Here is a 17,502-nt window from a genome sequence, read left to right as displayed (position 1 = left end):
GGAACTGGAGCTGGCAAGATGAAGTGCAATTGAACCCGGATCGGGTCATTGAGCCAAAAAAAAGCGAGGAATTACAGGCAGCTTAAATCGTAAAAATATCTCAACTACTTTGACAATTACCGGTAATGCCAAGCGAAACTGGATTGGTACTAATGGTTAATCAATTTCGCTGTGGACAAAGCAGAATGTTAGAAAACGGGATGTATGTCGTTGAAGAAGAAGTGGGTGGAGGTACGTCAATAAAAATCCTAGCGGAAGAAGCAATCTTTGACACTGCTGCAGATCTTTTACTATTGGCAGGCCAACGTCAGGCAATAGTAAAGAGGAACTTCCTTTCAAGTGCCAACAGTTAAACTCTAGTCGAAGTAATTAGGGCTATTTGAAGCAATTTTGTTCGCATACCACTTATCGCCTTTAATTTGTCCAACAGGAGTGGGTTTAGATGAATTTTTTTCAAACAAAGAAAAAGTAAATAATTTGCATAGCTGAAAATTATCTCCTGAAATAGGAAACGTTTTTTTTGCGCTTGTGGTGGTCTTATTCATCATTAATTTTATAAAATAAATAAGCATATTACTATGTTAATTAAATACTTGCTAGAAAATAAAAAAAATCGCCCATTATGAGAGCGATATATTTTGAGCAAAAGTAGTTCTTTTTTTATTTAAAAATTGTATCTAACTTATCGAAGAGGGCATTCTCGTTGGCAAGTAATTTTTGCTTTGCTTTATCCTGGGGAGTCTTCTCTTTAGCAAGCAATCGTTGCTTTGCTTCATCTAGGAGACCCTTCTCTTTTAGTAGGCACAATAATGTAGCAATGGTTTTAGTTTGGCCACTAATCCCAGAAGTACCTGCCAACAGTTTTCTAAGTTGCTGTGGTGATACTTGAGTAAGATGTGCATATTCGGTTTGATTTCCCCTGGTTACTTCATTAATGACTGCTGAAAGTTGATTCTTGTCCATAAAATTACCTTGGAGGCTTGGAAGCAGCAATCGCAGAAATCTGTACGCTGCGAGGCTAATTTAGCAATGTAGCGCATTGAGCGCTACATTGCAATCTTCGTGAAAATGGTTTCTGCTATAGCATTTTCTTACTAAAGAAAATTACATTTAAATCCTGAAGATTTGGATTGATCCATGCTTGTTTTTATTAAATGATTTTTTATATCACTAAGGCATTCGGAAACTGTTTCTTCAATTGATGAATCACAAGCAAATACATAAAAGTCTGCACTTAATGGATCATCATCTCCAATGATGCATTTAATATGAATCCTACAAAACCATCGGTCATAGTGATTTTTGAATGCAATATTTGCTTCTTGAGAATTATCCTTCCTTATTGATAAACATTGCCAAAAGGTCCTAGATAAACAATGGAGAGATAATGTGTTGGCTTCACGGGCGATGTTAAGCGCAAGAGTAATATTTTCATCATTTGTTATGCCACGTGAATTCGCATACCAGCCCTCTCCTACTGCAAGCATAAGTGGGGCGGCGGACATCATCCCGGAAAAGAAGTTAAACAGAACATCCCTCAGTGGTGCGCTTAAGTCCTTCGTTCGCTTAGTTTGGGTATCATCTTTCTGTGCATTAAAAATAGCAACGCATGCCAAGTCATCTCCATCCATTCTGGAGGCTAATTTATGAGCAGCTATTGTCATTTGCGGACCAGCGGTTACTTTACCATTCCCTGTCAGGTCTCTTAAAAGTGGTGTTAAAGGGATGACGTATGGAATAGGATCACCTATCCCCTCGGACCTTGATCGTTCCCGCCATTGATCCAAGGATGCTGAGTAGTTTTCCAATGAATCGATTTCACTTTTTTTATTGCTTGCAATTTTAATCCACTTTAATCCTTCATTAGAATATGCTCCCCAACCTTTGTATGAGTCGTGAACAACAGGAAATAGAACTACATCTATATTTGAACGGGACATTACGAAATCACTCCACGCACTTGGGGTCTAACTTCTGGATATTTGTGATAAAGCTGCAAAGCTAATTGCGCCAGAGAATTTGCATCTTCAGCAGGTTTCATTCTGCATGAGCTAAAAGCATCATTGAGAGTGGTATTTGATCCAGCTGCAGCAAAGAATACGTTTTTCATATCGAATAGGCGGTCTTGTGCAGCGAGAGTGACGACAGGTGCGAGTTTTGAAAGCTCACTAACACAGCATGTAAACAAGGAATTTCCAGCAACCTTGGAGGCAATTTCATCAATAATTGCTTTGGCGTCATTTGTGGCCAACTGAATATCTCCGGCACTGACCCCTAATCGTTGTAATTCTTCATCTGTTGGTTTTTCATCAGGTATACAAATAGCCGAGAAAAGCTTATTTCCATTGCTGTCGAGTAATGTGAAGCCTAATGGAGAGATCACTCCGGACTGGGTGATGAAATTAGACATGCCCAAGAATAAATGTTGGTTAATTGATGCTCTAACAGCTTCTGTTGAGTTTTGACGTTCAATTTTTTCATCATCTAGGATTTTAGTTGCATCTTCAAGCTGAATGCGAGTTGGTTTGAATTTTGCTAATTCAGTTTCCAAAGCCGGGATCGCATTTTCAATCATGGGTTCTAAAATTGCATCATTTAATGAACATTCCCACAGATAATGGGCATGAATAGCAGAAGATTCAGTGAAGGGGGTGCCTCTGCCTGCTGTGTTTACAAGGATATTTAATGGCCTATCCACAATGTGTAACCAACCGACATTGCAATGAGGAAAGGTTCCAATAGAGCGGGATTCAATCACCAATGCATAGATGACGGTATAAACGTAGGCGTGGTTTTTAACCAGGTTTTGCACTAATGGGTAGTTGAAGTATGCAGCGATGCATGTATCGACTTCACTAGGTAAATCAAAGTCAAAGCTATCCGTTTCTACGTCAAAGTGTTCACTTGTAAGCAACCACATTTTCTTTTGGATACGTTCTTGAAGTTCAATGGCTCCTCGGTATTGGGCATCAGTCACCCGTTCATCAGAGGCCACGATACGAGCTGATGTGATAGCAACAAGAACTCTTTCCCATTTTGTTAATTTTTCTAAGCCTTCCCATCTTCGCCCTAACTCTTTAATAAACACAGAGCGAGCCCCGGAAGCTATGGCTGTTATGTTTCCTTCGGCAGAAAGAGTAAAAATTCTGTTGTTAACAACAAACTGAGTTGCTGTATCGGGTAACCGGTATATACCCGTATCAAGTGATCGGCTACTTGGATTAAACTTCCTCCATAGAATCATATGTGGATGGAGAGGTTCCATTTTTTTGCAAAACTGCTCCATGTTGTAGTTTTTTTCAGGTGCAAAATTATTTGAATTAATTGGATTTGTTTTTACAGACTTATTCCAGATATAAAAAGCAAAAGGAATGACGAAGATAAAAAAACCAAGTGCATTAAAATGGATTGAGCTTTGAATTAAATGAGCGAAACCAACAACATCAGGATCACTTTCATGAAAAAAGGTATACCAATCTGCAAATGGAGTTGGAATAATGCCGCTGACAATATGCATTAACCATGATTGAGCCATTCGAATGGAGCCATATATCTTGACGATTAGTTCATGTTTTTCATACCATAAAGCCAATGCCAGAAGATAAAAAATAAATAAGAACAGGGCGGCAATCGCACCATTTCCAATTGTAGATTGATCGCCTTTGGGACCGCCTTTATTATTTGCCATCGTTAATTGGTTCCAAGCTTTCTAAAAGTTTGATAATGTGAGAATAAAATTCTGGATGATTGTTCTCCCCCACTCCAGAAACTAATCCATCTTCATTGATATGAATTTGATTGCCATTTCTTCCTACCAAAACCAACTTCCTTGAGAGCCACTCGTCTACGCTAAGTCGTTGCTTACGACTCACACGCAGTAATGGCCTGCCAAACAAGCGAAAAATGAAAGTATGCGAAATAATAATTTTTTCGTTTGTGCTGCCGATGACCTCAACGCGACTGCGTCCATTTCCAAGATCGCAATAAATGCTATCAATTTGAGGCGCATCAAAATAAGCAAAGTTGGAGTACCAGCTTGGCGCTACGCGGATCATGATTTGATCTGTGCTGTCCATTTTAGTGTTATCTAAGTTTTGAGCAATGACTGAAGCTGCCCGACTTCCAACGATGCCCGTGGCTACGTCAATAGCATTCATTTCATCGGTCTTTCGCTCTTTACTTCTTCGATGAATGTCAAATATGGAAAAAATTCTTTCACTAAGCGTTTCATATCGCGTAGGTAGTTTGATTTTCATTGATTAAGGATTCTCACCGTGTGATACCCATAAAAAGCCATTACAACAAAACCCATCACTGCGATGATTAAGTGGATGAGAATCGGAAATACGGCGGGCATAGACAAGGAAAGAAAAAAGACGAACGAACCTACTGCCGTTAGGATGGCAGTAAGCATAATTTGCTTGGGGAAAATTAGTGAAGATAAGGTCATTTTTTAAACCTGCATGTACAAAAGTGGATTAGATGCCTGACAAACTAGTGTAAAGCGCACAGACAGCGCAAAAAAAACATTTTACGTGTAAAAAGATAGTTTTTGCCATGCCGTATTGTGCGAAAACAGTCAAAATCCCTACTAATTGGTAAATGAATTAGGGGAATATGTTGATTAATGCAGAAGCCATCAACGTCGTACGTAAATTATCCGGCGCACAGCTTGCTCAATATGCAGCACAGAAAAACTTAGCGGCGGAGATGGTCAGGAGCAAAGTTAAATGCACTTTTGATGGGCAGCCCATTGAAGCTGCTGAGTTGGCCAGCCTTGGACCAAAAGGAGCAGGAGCGGGCATGCTGACAAGTGCCTTGCTGATCCTATCCGGATGTGGTTTTCAAAATCCTGCACTCAAGTTTTTACGTCAGGATGAAGAGATCAGCATGTTTGCTGATGCTTCGGATAAGGTTGGCTGGATCATGGCCGCGTTTGCAGCGTCTTATGTTGCAAGGGAATGGGTTCTTTCTTCGTTTAAACATGCATGTGAGAAAGGTGAGCTCCCTGTGGATGAGGAAGGGAATTTTTTGCTGGAAATTAAGCATGATCAGCAGAAAATCAACCTCCTCCCAATGCAGCAAATCGCACAAGGTGGTTCGTGGGAAATTAAGAGTAATGCGCCAAGCATGCCTGCACAAAATAATCCGGCTATTTCTGATTTTCTGATGAGAATTTAAACATGACTCAAGAAAAATCAGATTTTTATCAGAATGCCATTCGTATTATTAACGCCCTACCCCATCGACGATTGTTAAATGCATCGCATATTGATCGCGTCATAAATTTCGTTGATAAAAATCCTAACGTGCTCGGCCAGTTTTCAGTAGACGCATTTTTTGCCCGCTATGGAAAAATTGGTTCGTCCGAACTGGGGGCTTTTGTTGCGCATGAAAGAGGTGAAAATATAGATATTGGTGCGTCTGCCCGAGAAATAGCCATGCGTAAGCTTATGCTCATTGATCCGGTGATCCCTACTCCAAAAATGATGAGGGGTACGGACTTAGAAAAGCCCATTATTCGGCCTATGTTTTTGGCAAAGTTTGGCGCAACCAGTTTACTCGATCATCCAGCAGTCATGGCGGCCATGGCTTCACCTTCGGAGGCTACGCCATGGCTAAATGCTTCAATTGACGATTTAATCTCAATTGAGCTGGGTGGGGAAACAATGCGATTTCTACCAGATTACAAATGTCCTGATCCAAAGACTGTACATGCACCTATATCGTTGAACTACCAAGTGCAGCTCGAAATGTATGCCGCTAAATTAGAAGAGCAGCGTCATATTTTAGAGATGGCCGGTTTAATTCAAAAGGGAGAGCCGGTTATACACGGCAAAATTTTAGCTCGGTTTGATTTGAACGAGTGGGATGTTGTTCCAAGCCTAATAGACATGGATCTGGCTTTAAGAGCAGAGAGCATTCAAGCTGGGGACAAATGGGCATACCAAATCTTCCATAATGGCTGTATTCCTGAGCCCATTCACCGTGCTGAATTGTTCCTTTCCAATGAACGGAAGGTGGACGTTGATCGTTATGCTAAGTCATATGTGTATTGGCGATTCCAGGAAGAACAAGCGTCTCTTGAAAAGAATGCGGCAAGTGTGGCTATCCAGAATCTGATTCATGATCAAGATGGATCGTCTGGGATGATTAAATCCGGTGGCGTGAACATCAATGTCAGGCCCAAGTATGACGAAGAATGCTTGATTCAGCTTGCCCGAGATCTTGATGTCAATCTTTCGAGGTTCGAAGTACGGGGTAAAGGATTCCAACCTGAGCTCATTGAAAACCTTATTCAGAAATCTGTTGACTCTGGGATGCCAATCTATGCCCGTGAGTTACAAGATGCGGCAGTGAGGGAAATCGATTTTTCTGCTTTAGGTACATATATTGAAGATGAATTTGGAGTCGTTCCAAGTAGCAGAATGGACGTATCTATACGCGTAACTTCAGCTCAACAAGGTGCTAATTTTGAAATTCGCAATGAGATTGAACAGGAAGCTCTGATTACTCATGGGCATAACAGAGAATATGCGGTGTCGTCTGTTTATCCGTATGTATTAAATGATGAAGTCATAAATCTTAATCCTGCGATTCAATCTGCTACCGATAGCGAAATAAAGCGCCCTTTAAACGCGGCTTATCGAGTGCAAGAGGATGAAGAACGTCCTGCAGCACCACCATTTACCGCTCAGCCTACCCAACCATCGACAAATAGGAATAACACGCGGCACCCTTCTTTAAGCCCTGGTTATAAAGGAGATCATCATGCAATTGATAAGCCTTCCCTTGCTCTGCAGCAAAAAACCTATTTCACCGAGTTTGAGCCCTAACTTATATGGTTAATTTTCATGATCCTTTTGCTTCTATCGAATCTGCGTTGACCACTAAAGGGAACGGGGGGCGTTTACGTGGGCATGAATTGGTAATGGTCACTGCATATACCCAAAAGCCATCAGGGCAGCTGTGGGTCGATGGCATTGGGGCCAATCAACAGTTGGTCAGCGTGCGCTTAATGACAGTTGGAGAAGGAGTTGAATATCTCCTAAAACAACCGAAGTGGCAGCAGAAAGGTATCGAACACGTAAGGAGCTCAGTGCAACAGCAATTTATTGGTGGGAAACAAAATCAACGCCCACAGTTAAATTCATTATCCATGCCCGGCAACCCGCTGTCTGTTGGTATTGGGGGAAGTATTCTTTTTGAATCAACCGTTGAATTAGGAATGGATGGCGACCGCAAATTACTCGCGGCATATTGGCCTACCATATTGGGTAAAGATCATAAGACTTGTGTGCGTACTGATCCTGTTCATATTTCGGCGCACACGAGCGATGGATTTGGCCATAAAGGTCTAACTATTAGCGTCTATGCAGATGTTCTTGATTGCGCTCGCGCTCGATTGTTACAGCCAGGCATGAGTAGAGATGAAATCAGGTTAACTTTTACTGAGCTACTTCGTAACGTCGGACATCAAGGGGAGAGAATTAATCCAGGCGTTATTATTCGGCTGATTGATACGAACCCAATATCACCAAATGTAGGTAAACCCCTTCGGTCCTATGATGTTCGTTGTAGCAAAACGGCCTTTCAGTATACCGATGACGCAGGAGACGCAAAAACAAGGTTTTTGTCCGCAGATCCGATTACAACGCTTTCTGAAATATGGAAAGGTGAGCGTGATCATAGCTATATGCGGTCATCAGCTGACAGGGAAAAGGCTGTTTTGCGCGATGATTTATTTCGAATCGTTTTATCGGCCATTGGCACTCGAAATGAGATGAATGCGTTACTTCTCAGTACCTTGCTTTCAGGAGGAACCCGTCAGGATGCCGAACGGATATTTTCTGGAATCCGAAATCAAGAATTCACGGTTGAAATAATTCCTTACCAACGGCTCGATGCTTCAAAAGTGCTAAGGGAAAGTATGCGAAAGGAATGCGCTGAGGCCATGGCTATTCATCATATGGCAGTTCAAGCGGCTCTTCGATCAAACCTGGCGGCTCCTATCTTTAAAAACCCATACGCACGCTATACAGAGACTTTACAACCCGGTGTACGAGGTGAGCCTCTCTTTGCCAGCACACACTTCGCAACACAGATTATGGGCGAAGGAACAGCTACTGGGGGCGTGCCCGTGCTGACCAAGTTCTGTGATGTTTCATTTACTCCATCATTTTTGTCTATAAACGACATCTATACGCCCAACATGGAGAACCTCCCTTTGGGGCGGCCTGTAGACCGTATGGCTGGCATACAACCAACCATCGCACCTACAAAGGCTTTGGATAATCAAAAGAGCCTTATGACTCGGGCGCAAACTTTAGCCCGCAAGGCCCCTTCTTCAGCAGCTTCTTTGGGGCGCATTCCAAAACCGCAGGAAGAAATGAGGGATTCGAATTGTATGGCTGAAATTCGAGCCGCTATGGCATCTTTGTGCCGCGAAACAGCACTCTTCGAGTCAACTCATAAAACAGCCCCCATTACGAAAAAAATTAATCAGGAGTGTTTAGATAGTGGCCAAGATCAAAGCAACATTTATTGATGATTTACGTGAAAAATCTATTAATAGTCATGAAAAGATAATTTCTCATTACCTTGGCGCAGGAAAAAAATCAGGGAGCCAATACACGTGGCTGTGCCCATTTCACAAAGATACATCTCCGTCATTCTCTCTCTCCCCTTCCAAAGGGCTTGCTACTTGTTTTTCATGTAAAGCGTTTTCGAATTCTGGGTTGGATTTTGTTATTAAGCATTTAAACCTGGAAAATGAATTCTACGAAGCAGTTAAGATTACTGCTAACTTTTTGGGAATGACTGTTGAATATGAAGAAAGTGATTCAAATGAAAAAGAGGTTCACGAGGAAAGGGTAAAACTACTTAAGGCGCTTAATGATGCAGCAAATGGTTATTCCAGGGATGTGATTAAGAATGAAGCCGTTTCCACATATTTACATTCGGAACGAGGGTTAACACAGAAAACGATTCAAGATTTTGGTATGGGCTACACCATGGGTGGGTTTGTAAGTAAAGTGCTTATAAACAGGCATAGCGCTTCTGTTCTTGAAAGTGCAGGCTTACTTTGCCGTCCGAAAGAAGGAGTTGGCTCAGGCCAAAGCTATGATTTTTTTCGTAAACGGCTGATGATCCCTATTCATTCTGATAAGGGTGCCGTGATCGGTTTTACTGCGAGGACTTTGGAAAAAGGCGGCTTGCCAAAATATATTAACTCGCCTGACACACCTGTGTTTTCCAAAGGGAGTGTACTTTTTAACTTGCATCGTGCCATTGAGTCGATCAGAAAATCGGGAATGAGTGTCGTTGTTGAAGGGGCAATGGATACAGCTGGATTGGCGCAGGCCGGTGAGGAACGTGCAGTAGCTCCACTTGGTTGTGCTCTTACTGAGACTCACGTAAGAAAATTATTAAGGCATGGTCGAGAAATTGCCTTTTGCTTTGACAATGACAAAGCAGGCAAGGCTGCAATGAAACGCTCTATTGAAACATTTTTATCCATCTCAACTGACGATCATATTGCCTCTTTTATTAATTTAATTGATTCATATAAAGATCCTGATGAAATGGTTAAAAGCTTAGGCATCGAAGCTTGGAACCAATGCGTTGAAAAGAGAGCCAGCCTCTCAACTACTATTGCTAAGATCTGTATCGCTGAAGCAGAGCCAGAGGGAATTAAAACTGTAGAAGGGAAAATTAAATCTGCCATTTATGCCTCAGAGCTCATTGCACTGATCAAAAATGCACCTCTGCGACAAAGAGCGCTTGCGGAGTTTCTTCAGCAGTCGCTTGGCTTGCCAATTGGGCCTGCCCCGGCACTCACAGGGCTATCAAACAAATCTGTCGTGGGTTTGCCGCCGACACCAGCCCCAAAGCCAGTGGCGGCCATTTCTGCGCAGCCAAAGCCCACTCAGGCGCGTCGAGGCGATTCATGCTCACCAGCTAAAGCAGTTGAAAACTTGTCTGCTCAGCAGGTACAGGCTCCGCAATTGACACAGCGGCTTATGAAAGAAGCGTCCTCAGTCCTCGGCAACCAAACAGTATTAGAAGTTTTGCCTTTGGCTGGAAATGAGCGCCCTATTCATCCTCAGCTGGTTGCTTGTGTAGGGAAAATTCAGGATGCAATTCAGGGCATAGAAAGATCGGGAGTATGCATGCCTCTAATCGTATTGCCGTTGGTCAACAGAGCACACACAGGCGCATACAAAATGGTGGTGCTGGCCAACATTGGAGGCCAGCTTTATGTCTCGCCGCGTAATGAAGATAAGCTTGAGTCTCTAATTATTGACCTTCATCCCGTTACAAAATTTCAATCGGATGCGGTGGTAACAAATTTAAACGTTGCTCTAATGGATGGAGAAAAGATCCTTCGACAACATGCTGCTTCATTAATTGAGAATGGTTACATAACACCAGCATCAGTAGCTAGGAAGCTACTTCACCGAGCAGCACAGGGCCAACCGTCAGAGTTCGCTATTTGGGCTGTCAGCCAAATTAAGGCCCCGGTTATTTTGACCGGTAGTTGCAAAGGCACTCCTACCTACCACCTGCGTCCGTCAAGAATAGAGCCCCTTTCCCAGGAGTTAATCTCAAAATTGTCAAATAATGGGTCGCCTGCATTTGTTCATAATTATCAAACTGGCGAGACTGATAAAGTGAAGTATTATGTTCGAGATCAGGTGAATGATGACCGGCTATTGGTGGGCGAAATTGAAGCAAATAATATAAGTAAATCTCTAAATTTGGAACCTAAGACCAACTTGGAGATGGCTCCCGCTTTATGATTTTGTTGCCAACTATGTAACACATAGTTGGCAACAAACAAAAATATGAAATTTAAGCTATTTATTTAGAACGATGACACTTTCCGCTTGCATCGTATAACCTGATTGAACATCCCCCTTCCCATCATCTAATTGCACTTGTGCAGTTTTACTACCCACGATCAAATTCCCTGTGATAGAAACAGGGATAAAACTGTCTCCTTGAGCAATGCCTTTGCGATATTCAACGAAAATTAATTGATTCGGTGGCGGCGGTGGAACATGGACGCACGAACCAATTGTTGGGACCAGTAAAAACTCTGTGACCTTTCTGTTTTTAAAACCAATAGGGAGTAAATATCCTGTCATTTTAATTCTGACCCCGTCCAGTTTTCTTATATAAGTATTCCCTTTCTTTTCTTCAAAATTCAATATTTCGCTCGCTAACGCGGCCATGTCAGAATAATCAGCCCTTAGTAAATACAAGTCAGGAGCTGCTAAATTAGAAGATTTTTGGCGATTGTTTAGTAAGGATTTTTTAAGCCCGGCTTGCCGATACGCATCTCGTAAACGCAATTTATCAGGATCATTAAGTGCTTTTATTTTAGTCTCTAGCTCTGGCGAACTCGGCATAAGATCACGCCAGCTAATAATTAGTTCATTGTTTTGTTTTACGGCAAAGACCGGCGTGGATGAAAGTGCAAATATTAATATATACCGCAAGCTGATACTGTATCGAATCATGTTTCACCATTAATTGCTATTTGAAAATATATTTCAATACTGAAAATTAATAAGATATCTATTTTCATGGAGCATCCTTTCATTATCCATTAGTGCACTAGTTCGTGGGTCTTGCATTAATTGGATGCCGTGAATACTAAGAACATTTAAGATGTAATTAAGTATCAAATGCGAGTCTGTAAGTCGTTTTTCATCATACTCAATTAGCATCCACTCTTTACGATAATGATTTTTAAACTTTTGGCTGTATTTGATGGCACGAGCTAAGCTATATTCAAGCTCTGGAGGAATTGCCTCGTTTGAACGCTGTTCGTCAGTTTTGACGAAGTTGAACCCAAGCCTTTTTGCTTCGGCCTGTAAGGCCGACATTTGAAATTTGTAATCAACCAAGGTGGATTGAGAATTTAATGAACCGTTAGAGAGTATTTCGTAAATATTTAATGGATCTTTCATGGCGGATCAGTTTATTATAATATATTCTTAGTTGATCAATGATCAATGATCAATGATCAATGATCATTGATCATTGATCATTGATCATTGATCTTTGATCTTTGATCTTTGATCTTTGATCTTTGATCTTTGATCTTTGATCTTTGATCTTTGATTGCGTATAGTCATTGTCCAGCTTGCAACAAGAAGAAATAATTTATCAAAAAATATGATGACTAATTCACCACCAGCGCAATCTTATAATGTCTCTTTTGGCCCCATTGTTGGACATTACTATGACATTCCAATTCCAGAGTGGCTGAAGCATTGCGAAGTGATGTTTCGGTATACTGGTGTTATTCGCCCTGAGAGGTTTGATTCGATTGGAAAACCGATACAATTTAACCCATTTTCTACTTCAGATGGTTTGAGTATTGTCCTCTATCCGGGGATAAAAATGGAAAGGGTTGTGTAATATACATCTTTGAAAAGGGTTACCAATCTTAAATTGGTAACCCTTTTTTATGCTTAAAAATTAATTATATTCGAGCCCAACTGAGGGGCTTTTTAGAGCAGGTTTTGGAGTGTTATCTTGCTGAAGCATCGCTCCAGCATGATCAACAGACAATCGTTGCCCAATCTTAATGTCTTTACCTAATGTTTGACTTTTGGTATACCTGACGCCGCAGTCCTCTGGCGAGCAGCGAGGCGCGTCACTCAAATAATAGAGGCGATCCCCTACTTTAGCTAGTGCTATACCTTTATCACCCTCAAACCCTCGACTAGCCGTCGATTTTTCACCAGTTAAATGAATTGTTTGGGAGGATAAATTGGAAATCGCATTGCCTGATATAGAACTCCAATTGCCCTTAACAGGGTCATACTGATTAATTGCGGCATACCCATTCATAATAGTGATTTTAGTCGGCTCAATTATTGATATTGCTTTATTTACATCATCAATAGTGAGTCGCTTACCATCTAATTTTGAAACGCATGCATTATCTGCATATTCTTCAACAGCACGTTTTATGCTTTCAGCGGAAACATCATTATTATCGCCATCGAAGCTGTGAAAAGGAAGGATGTTCGATAGCTGAAGCCCATAAGCACTTTTTAAAACAGCATCGATTCGTAGATTTTTTAGGGGGTGATTTTGACTCATTTAGATTTCCAGTGTTGTTAATGATTCATTCGTTAATTTATGTGAAACAGCTGGTGCTGTTGAAATATATTCAAGTTCTTGCTGTGTTTTTAAAAAAATATGTCTGCTTGTTTCTCCGCAAACCTCCATAATTTTTGAAAGTCTTAATGAAATTAAATCGTGACTAGCTACTGTATTAATGTCGGTCCTGCCCATGAAGATAGAATTCGCTGTTGACTCGGCTATCCCACTCAACCCTAACTGAGACGTTAATACTTCCTGGAGGTTCTGCAGCGCTGAAATCACCTCCGTAGTTGGAGATGAAATATTTAAACGATTAATGGCATTAATTGTTAATTTCATTATTTCTTCATCTGCTTCTACACCCTTCTCTATTACGTCAGCATAGTAATTAAGCGACTCCACCTGTTTTGTTCTTTCGTTTTTAACTCTTTGAATTAACTCGGTATAAACAGTTTTAAACAGCAGATAAGCATCTTCATGCGGCAGAGGTATTAATTCATAGTCCAGTGGTTGAATGCCAGATAGCAACTCCCAGCTATCTGTACAGTTTGGCATCTGGTCTCTTTTTTCTGTAGCGAGGAGCTCAAGGTCTGCTTGTTTAATTATTTTATGATCGACATGTGCTAAGCCAAGGTGACTTTTAAGAAATTTATCAACTGACGCCTCTAAAGCTTTAAATCCCGGAAACATTGCTTTTATGGGCGATATCAAATCACCCGTAAATGCCTCGCTAAAATCATGAGTTAGTGCGTACAAACTTGCCTCTAAATCGCCATTAGTTAGCTCATAAACTCGCTTGCAAACCTCAACACAATGCTGGCCGACGCTGTAAAATTTTGTGGTTTGCCCATTGAATCTTGCAGTTCTCGATAGACCAACAAAAATATCGTCGAGCTCTATCGGTTTACTTGATTGCCCTGTGAAGGGGTAAAAGTTTGCTCCTGACCTCATTGATACAAAAACTTGATCAGGAGGAATTAGCTTTTTTGCATTCATCAACATCTCATTGGCTTCAAATAGTTCATCTGAAGCGTTTATGTTGATTAAGCTATCAGCGTCCAAAGGCATGAGTTCAGTAATTACCTGACCACGTACTAGCTGAACCTTGCACCCATATTCTTGAGATAGCTCTCTAGCATCTAAAATCGCGCTCTTGAAATCAATGACGATTTCCCAGTCATGTTCATTAAGATCAATAACTATTTTTGCGTTTGCAGGTAAAGCCATTGGCGTGCTCCATTCAATTTGAATAGTTATCCACATATTCACAGATTTAGTGGACAAAACATCTATAAATCAGCCGTTTAGCGCTGCGAACCCGCATTAATATTAGCGAAAGTAGGTTTGCCTATAATTCGAGCAGTTGTGTACTGAGATTATGCCGCTAATTAAAGGCGGGGCCCCGGCAAAAATGACTGGTTCATTACGAAAAGAACTTTTTTTGTCATTTTGAGATCCAGGTGTCTGCTTAGCCCTATTGCCTTTGTAAATTCCCAAGCTCCACACACATTCACTGGATAAAATACTAAAGAGCTATTTATTGTTGTTTTGTATTATCTATGGACTTCTTATGGGAGCTGGGTTGATGCCGTATACAAACCAAACAAGTTCCTGTGGGAAGCTGATCGAGAACCTATCAATATCCCTGTGGAGTCTTGTAAAAAACCAAATGGATTCTAATCAAAGTCCGTATGGAAACCATAAAAATAAAGGATACCGTCTGGACTTCATTTGGCCTCCATACGGGAGTGTTGTGAAACCGTGCGGGCGGCGGGTAATCTAAGGAGTCTTGATGGTAACCGTACTAAAGCCATACGATAGGCAACTGGAAATCAACCGGTCTTAGTATTGATAACCTCTTGGATTTTGATGATAAGCCAGTAATTATCTTTTGAATGATTTCTATGAAATAGTTTTCACGGTGAAAACACAGAACATGATGAAGAGAATAATTAGATCTAAAAATTTCACGGTGAAAATATGCGAAAAAAAACCGCCATTTCAAGGCGGTTTTTGTTTTGACGGCGGGCACCTTCTAGGGTTCGTCGCATAAATTTTTAATAAAGTCTTCTAACCTAGATAGCTTCTCCTCGGTCAGGTGGCGCGACAACTTAACGGCATGGCCAGCGTTTCTTTCCAAAATTGACCAAGTTGAGCCGTGAGAAAGAATTTTTTCTCTACCTCTTCCCATTCGCACCCGAGGTGGAAACTGTGGTTCTTGAGATGCGGTGCTGTTGCTGTCATTGAGGTTAGTGTTTTGAGCTGAAGTAATGGTTTCAGTCCAATCTTGTTTAAGTAGTGATAATAAATTCAAAGATTCAAAAGTGGGGGCATCCTCATCACAAAGTGTATTTGATAGTGAGTTCGTTGCTTTTGATAATGTGGATTCAACTGCTAATAGTGCATTCTCACTGATGGTTTGAAGAAGCATCAGTGCAGTAGAGCAGTCATTAAGTGATAGATATGAAGAACCGCAAATGATTGACTCTTCAATTACTTTTGACTGCTGCATCAAACTACTTAAGGTCTTGTATTTAGAAATGCTTGGCCCAGAAAAACCAATTCTCGAGCTTAATTCTCGATCAGTTAATTTCATTTCATGCGAAATATTAGCGATAGCCATTGCTATTTCACCTGTCGTTAGATCTTCTCTTTGGATGTTTTCAACCAAAGACGCAATGGCAACAGCTTCATCAGGCATGTTGGTTACAATGACAGGAATCTCAAGATTTCCAAGAGATGACCAAGCCCGCCACCTTCTCTCGCCCGCTATAATTTCATACCCCCCTTCAGGGCGAGGTTTAACTTTTGGCGGTTGTAAAAGTTGATTGTTATCAGCCTGGATTTGGTCTGCTAATTTTTTAATAGAACGAAGCGTGTTGGCATGGTTACGTGGTTGATAGCGACCAGGATGCAAATCCGAGCAATTTACAATGAGGAGTGATGAGTTCTTCATGTTTGAGGTGACCATACCACTTGTTTCTGCGTTCACAAGTGTCTTTACAGTACGCTCCCGTACAATCTGGGCGGCCTCCTCGTTAAAGGCGTTATTGAAGTTAATGCGCTTGGACGGTGCAGTTTTAACCGCTTTTTTTCCTTCTTCACTCATAACTAAACACCTTCATGGGTAAGTTTATCGTGAACGGCAAGCCCCATGTCAACGCATAGCTGATCTACGAAATTATCATAAGCCATGTAAATTGAAGAAGAGGGTTCGGCCACTTCAAAAATGGATCTACTAAGCATGCTGGCTTGCTCCATTTTTGTGGAGCGTGGAATTCTGCCATTAAACAATTTAACTAAGTCAACATTGTTAATGTCTTGATATCGGTCAGTGACTAGTCCTAGAAGTTTCTTGTGAGCAAGCAAATTCCCATCCCAGCCTGAAATTAATATTCCTAAATTTACAAGCTGAGGGTTGGTTTCTTTACGAAGCGACGTGATGTGGTTGAGCATATCTAAAAAGCCATCGTAACCATATAGCGACCCAGAAAGTATGGGAATTAATGTGTGTGTTGCATAGGCAATCGCTCCGGTTGTAAGGATGCGTCGATCCGGAGCGCAATCAATGATAATCGCATCAAAGCCGTTCACAGGGTCATCAATGCGACTAGCAACATGATTGAGTGACTTCCCGAGCTCACTAAATGCCATGTGTGAGGTTAGTTGCAGTTTGTCAGCCACATTCCCAATGGAGTCGTCACTGCAAATAATTGAAACGTTTTCCCAGTGAGTTTCTTTAATTGCGAGTCGGGTTAAGTCTTTAAGTTTTGCATCGTCTTTATTGTTTGACAGCAGCGTTGATAGCGTCACGTCAGGATTTTCATCGTCAGGAAGTGCTGCATGTATCGATGAGTTTTTTTGACCGTCTGTATCAATGATCAACACACGAAGGCCACGCATGCCGAGTCCAGCAGCAGCATTGACGCAAATAGTTGTTTTATGGCTCCCGCCTTTGTGAGACGTTACTGCCAGGCATTTAGGCTTCATTTCCCTACTCCCTCCATGAGAATTAGAATTTCACCGTGAAAATGTATTGGAACTTGTTGCTAGTGTTTTCACCGTGAAAACTAGCTGAGCACTGTCACACGCACATTAGTAAAAAAAATGGCTATGTTTTCACCGTGAAATCTCATTCTCAGAAATTTCACGGTGAAAACTCTTCGCTGCTTTGCCGCTCAACTGTTTTCACGATGAAAATGTATGCTTCATTGTTATTCTTATTAAAATAAAAATCAAGATTTTTAGCTTAATATATTTTAACGGTATCCAAAAAGTGCAAAAGGAAATTTTAAGGACAGATTTAATGCGGTTTGCATCCTTGCTGCAGCGAATTTTTGGTAAAAAGGTTTAAAATTTGAACGATTTTCCGCTGAG

Annotated in this window: 16 protein-coding genes; 6 read left to right on the top strand and 10 right to left on the bottom strand. The window is 41.2% G+C overall.

Translation table 11 applies throughout. From position 1 onward, the window contains the following. Positions 1-152 precede the first annotated feature (152 nt). On the top strand, positions 153-353 hold the full coding sequence (locus R6242_RS18940; RefSeq protein WP_318429881.1) for a hypothetical protein: 201 nt from the start codon (positions 153-155) through the stop codon (positions 351-353). Between the two features lie 307 nt (positions 354-660). Here R6242_RS18940 and R6242_RS18935 read toward each other — a convergent pair whose 3' ends face one another. The 4 genes from R6242_RS18935 to R6242_RS18920 all read right to left on the bottom strand — a co-directional run bounded on the left by R6242_RS18935 (position 661) and on the right by R6242_RS18920 (position 4,256). After that, positions 661-963, bottom strand: coding sequence for a hypothetical protein (locus tag R6242_RS18935; protein ID WP_318429879.1), 303 nt, complete (start codon positions 961-963; stop codon positions 661-663). Between the two features lie 131 nt (positions 964-1,094). Beyond that, positions 1,095-1,940, bottom strand: a complete 846-nt coding sequence (locus R6242_RS18930) for a hypothetical protein (RefSeq protein ID WP_318429876.1) — start codon at positions 1,938-1,940, stop codon at positions 1,095-1,097. Further along, positions 1,940-3,688: a hypothetical protein gene (locus tag R6242_RS18925; protein WP_318429873.1), complete on the bottom strand. Its 1,749-nt coding sequence runs from the start codon at positions 3,686-3,688 to the stop codon at positions 1,940-1,942. Before R6242_RS18925 ends, R6242_RS18930 begins: the two co-directional genes overlap by 1 nt. Continuing rightward, entirely contained in the window at positions 3,678-4,256 is a 579-nt protein-coding gene (locus R6242_RS18920) for a hypothetical protein (protein WP_318429870.1), read from the bottom strand. Before R6242_RS18920 ends, R6242_RS18925 begins: the two co-directional genes overlap by 11 nt. Positions 4,257-4,617: 361 nt before the next feature. On the opposite strand from R6242_RS18920, the gene R6242_RS18915 reads away from it, so the two are divergent. The 4 genes from R6242_RS18915 to dnaG are packed head-to-tail and all read left to right on the top strand — an operon-like array spanning position 4,618 to position 10,802. Further along, on the top strand, positions 4,618-5,181 hold the full coding sequence (locus R6242_RS18915; protein ID WP_318429868.1) for a hypothetical protein: 564 nt from the start codon (positions 4,618-4,620) through the stop codon (positions 5,179-5,181). 2 nt (positions 5,182-5,183) lie between these two features. Continuing rightward, the gene (locus tag R6242_RS18910; RefSeq protein WP_318429866.1) at positions 5,184-6,836 is read left to right on the top strand and encodes a hypothetical protein; all 1,653 of its coding nucleotides are present in this window, start codon (positions 5,184-5,186) and stop codon (positions 6,834-6,836) included. Positions 6,837-6,841: 5 nt separating this feature from the next. Next, positions 6,842-8,548 (top strand): hypothetical protein, encoded by a 1,707-nt coding sequence (locus R6242_RS18905; protein WP_318429863.1) that lies wholly within the window; start codon positions 6,842-6,844, stop codon positions 8,546-8,548. Next, positions 8,520-10,802: a DNA primase gene (gene dnaG, locus R6242_RS18900; protein WP_318429862.1), complete on the top strand. Its 2,283-nt coding sequence runs from the start codon at positions 8,520-8,522 to the stop codon at positions 10,800-10,802. Before R6242_RS18905 ends, dnaG begins: the two co-directional genes overlap by 29 nt. Positions 10,803-10,859: 57 nt before the next feature. Here the strand turns inward: dnaG and R6242_RS18895 are convergent, their stop codons facing one another. Together R6242_RS18895 and R6242_RS18890 are read right to left on the bottom strand one after the other, a co-directional pair. After that, positions 10,860-11,525 (bottom strand): DUF3299 domain-containing protein, encoded by a 666-nt coding sequence (locus R6242_RS18895; RefSeq protein WP_318429860.1) that lies wholly within the window; start codon positions 11,523-11,525, stop codon positions 10,860-10,862. A gap of 33 nt (positions 11,526-11,558) precedes the next feature. Then, positions 11,559-11,978, bottom strand: coding sequence for a hypothetical protein (locus R6242_RS18890; RefSeq protein WP_318429858.1), 420 nt, complete (start codon positions 11,976-11,978; stop codon positions 11,559-11,561). 154 nt (positions 11,979-12,132) lie between these two features. Between R6242_RS18890 and R6242_RS18885 the strand changes: the two genes are divergently transcribed. Beyond that, complete coding sequence (locus R6242_RS18885; RefSeq protein WP_318429856.1) at positions 12,133-12,432, top strand: hypothetical protein; 300 nt, start codon at positions 12,133-12,135, stop codon at positions 12,430-12,432. Between the two features lie 60 nt (positions 12,433-12,492). Here the strand turns inward: R6242_RS18885 and R6242_RS18880 are convergent, their stop codons facing one another. The 4 genes from R6242_RS18880 to R6242_RS18865 all read right to left on the bottom strand — a co-directional run bounded on the left by R6242_RS18880 (position 12,493) and on the right by R6242_RS18865 (position 17,115). After that, positions 12,493-13,122, bottom strand: a complete 630-nt coding sequence (locus tag R6242_RS18880) for a hypothetical protein (protein ID WP_318429854.1) — start codon at positions 13,120-13,122, stop codon at positions 12,493-12,495. Further along, positions 13,123-14,352 (bottom strand): hypothetical protein, encoded by a 1,230-nt coding sequence (locus R6242_RS18875; protein WP_318429852.1) that lies wholly within the window; start codon positions 14,350-14,352, stop codon positions 13,123-13,125. It lies immediately after the preceding gene. Positions 14,353-15,160: 808 nt separating this feature from the next. Further along, on the bottom strand, positions 15,161-16,234 hold the full coding sequence (locus R6242_RS18870) for a ParB/RepB/Spo0J family partition protein (RefSeq protein WP_318429850.1): 1,074 nt from the start codon (positions 16,232-16,234) through the stop codon (positions 15,161-15,163). A 2-nt stretch (positions 16,235-16,236) separates the two neighbouring features. Then, positions 16,237-17,115, bottom strand: coding sequence for a ParA family protein (locus R6242_RS18865; RefSeq protein ID WP_318429848.1), 879 nt, complete (start codon positions 17,113-17,115; stop codon positions 16,237-16,239). Between the last annotated feature and the right edge of the window lie 387 nt (positions 17,116-17,502).

It is taken from the genome of Iodobacter sp. CM08 (assembly GCF_033446605.1).
Classification (GTDB): Bacteria; Pseudomonadota; Gammaproteobacteria; order Burkholderiales; family Chitinibacteraceae; genus Iodobacter.
The sequence above is the reverse complement of the archived record's forward strand: the minus strand, read 5'-3'. Positions and strand labels throughout refer to the sequence as shown.

Bases quoted from the DNA above. Each gene is read 5' to 3' on its own strand.
- R6242_RS18915 (WP_318429868.1), top strand. From the start codon at position 4,618: ATGTTGATTAATGCAGAAGCCATCAACGTCGTACGTAAATTATCCGGC.
- R6242_RS18895 (WP_318429860.1), bottom strand. From the start codon at position 11,525: ATGATTCGATACAGTATCAGCTTGCGGTATATATTAATATTTGCACTT.
- R6242_RS18870 (WP_318429850.1), bottom strand. From the start codon at position 16,234: ATGAGTGAAGAAGGAAAAAAAGCGGTTAAAACTGCACCGTCCAAGCGC.
- R6242_RS18880 (WP_318429854.1), bottom strand. From the start codon at position 13,122: ATGAGTCAAAATCACCCCCTAAAAAATCTACGAATCGATGCTGTTTTA.
- R6242_RS18940 (WP_318429881.1), top strand. From the start codon at position 153: ATGGTTAATCAATTTCGCTGTGGACAAAGCAGAATGTTAGAAAACGGG.
- R6242_RS18935 (WP_318429879.1), bottom strand. From the start codon at position 963: ATGGACAAGAATCAACTTTCAGCAGTCATTAATGAAGTAACCAGGGGA.
- R6242_RS18910 (WP_318429866.1), top strand. From the start codon at position 5,184: ATGACTCAAGAAAAATCAGATTTTTATCAGAATGCCATTCGTATTATT.
- R6242_RS18920 (WP_318429870.1), bottom strand. From the start codon at position 4,256: ATGAAAATCAAACTACCTACGCGATATGAAACGCTTAGTGAAAGAATT.
- R6242_RS18930 (WP_318429876.1), bottom strand. From the start codon at position 1,940: ATGTCCCGTTCAAATATAGATGTAGTTCTATTTCCTGTTGTTCACGAC.
- R6242_RS18865 (WP_318429848.1), bottom strand. From the start codon at position 17,115: ATGAAGCCTAAATGCCTGGCAGTAACGTCTCACAAAGGCGGGAGCCAT.
- R6242_RS18905 (WP_318429863.1), top strand. From the start codon at position 6,842: ATGGTTAATTTTCATGATCCTTTTGCTTCTATCGAATCTGCGTTGACC.
- R6242_RS18875 (WP_318429852.1), bottom strand. From the start codon at position 14,352: ATGGCTTTACCTGCAAACGCAAAAATAGTTATTGATCTTAATGAACAT.
- R6242_RS18890 (WP_318429858.1), bottom strand. From the start codon at position 11,978: ATGAAAGATCCATTAAATATTTACGAAATACTCTCTAACGGTTCATTA.
- R6242_RS18925 (WP_318429873.1), bottom strand. From the start codon at position 3,688: ATGGCAAATAATAAAGGCGGTCCCAAAGGCGATCAATCTACAATTGGA.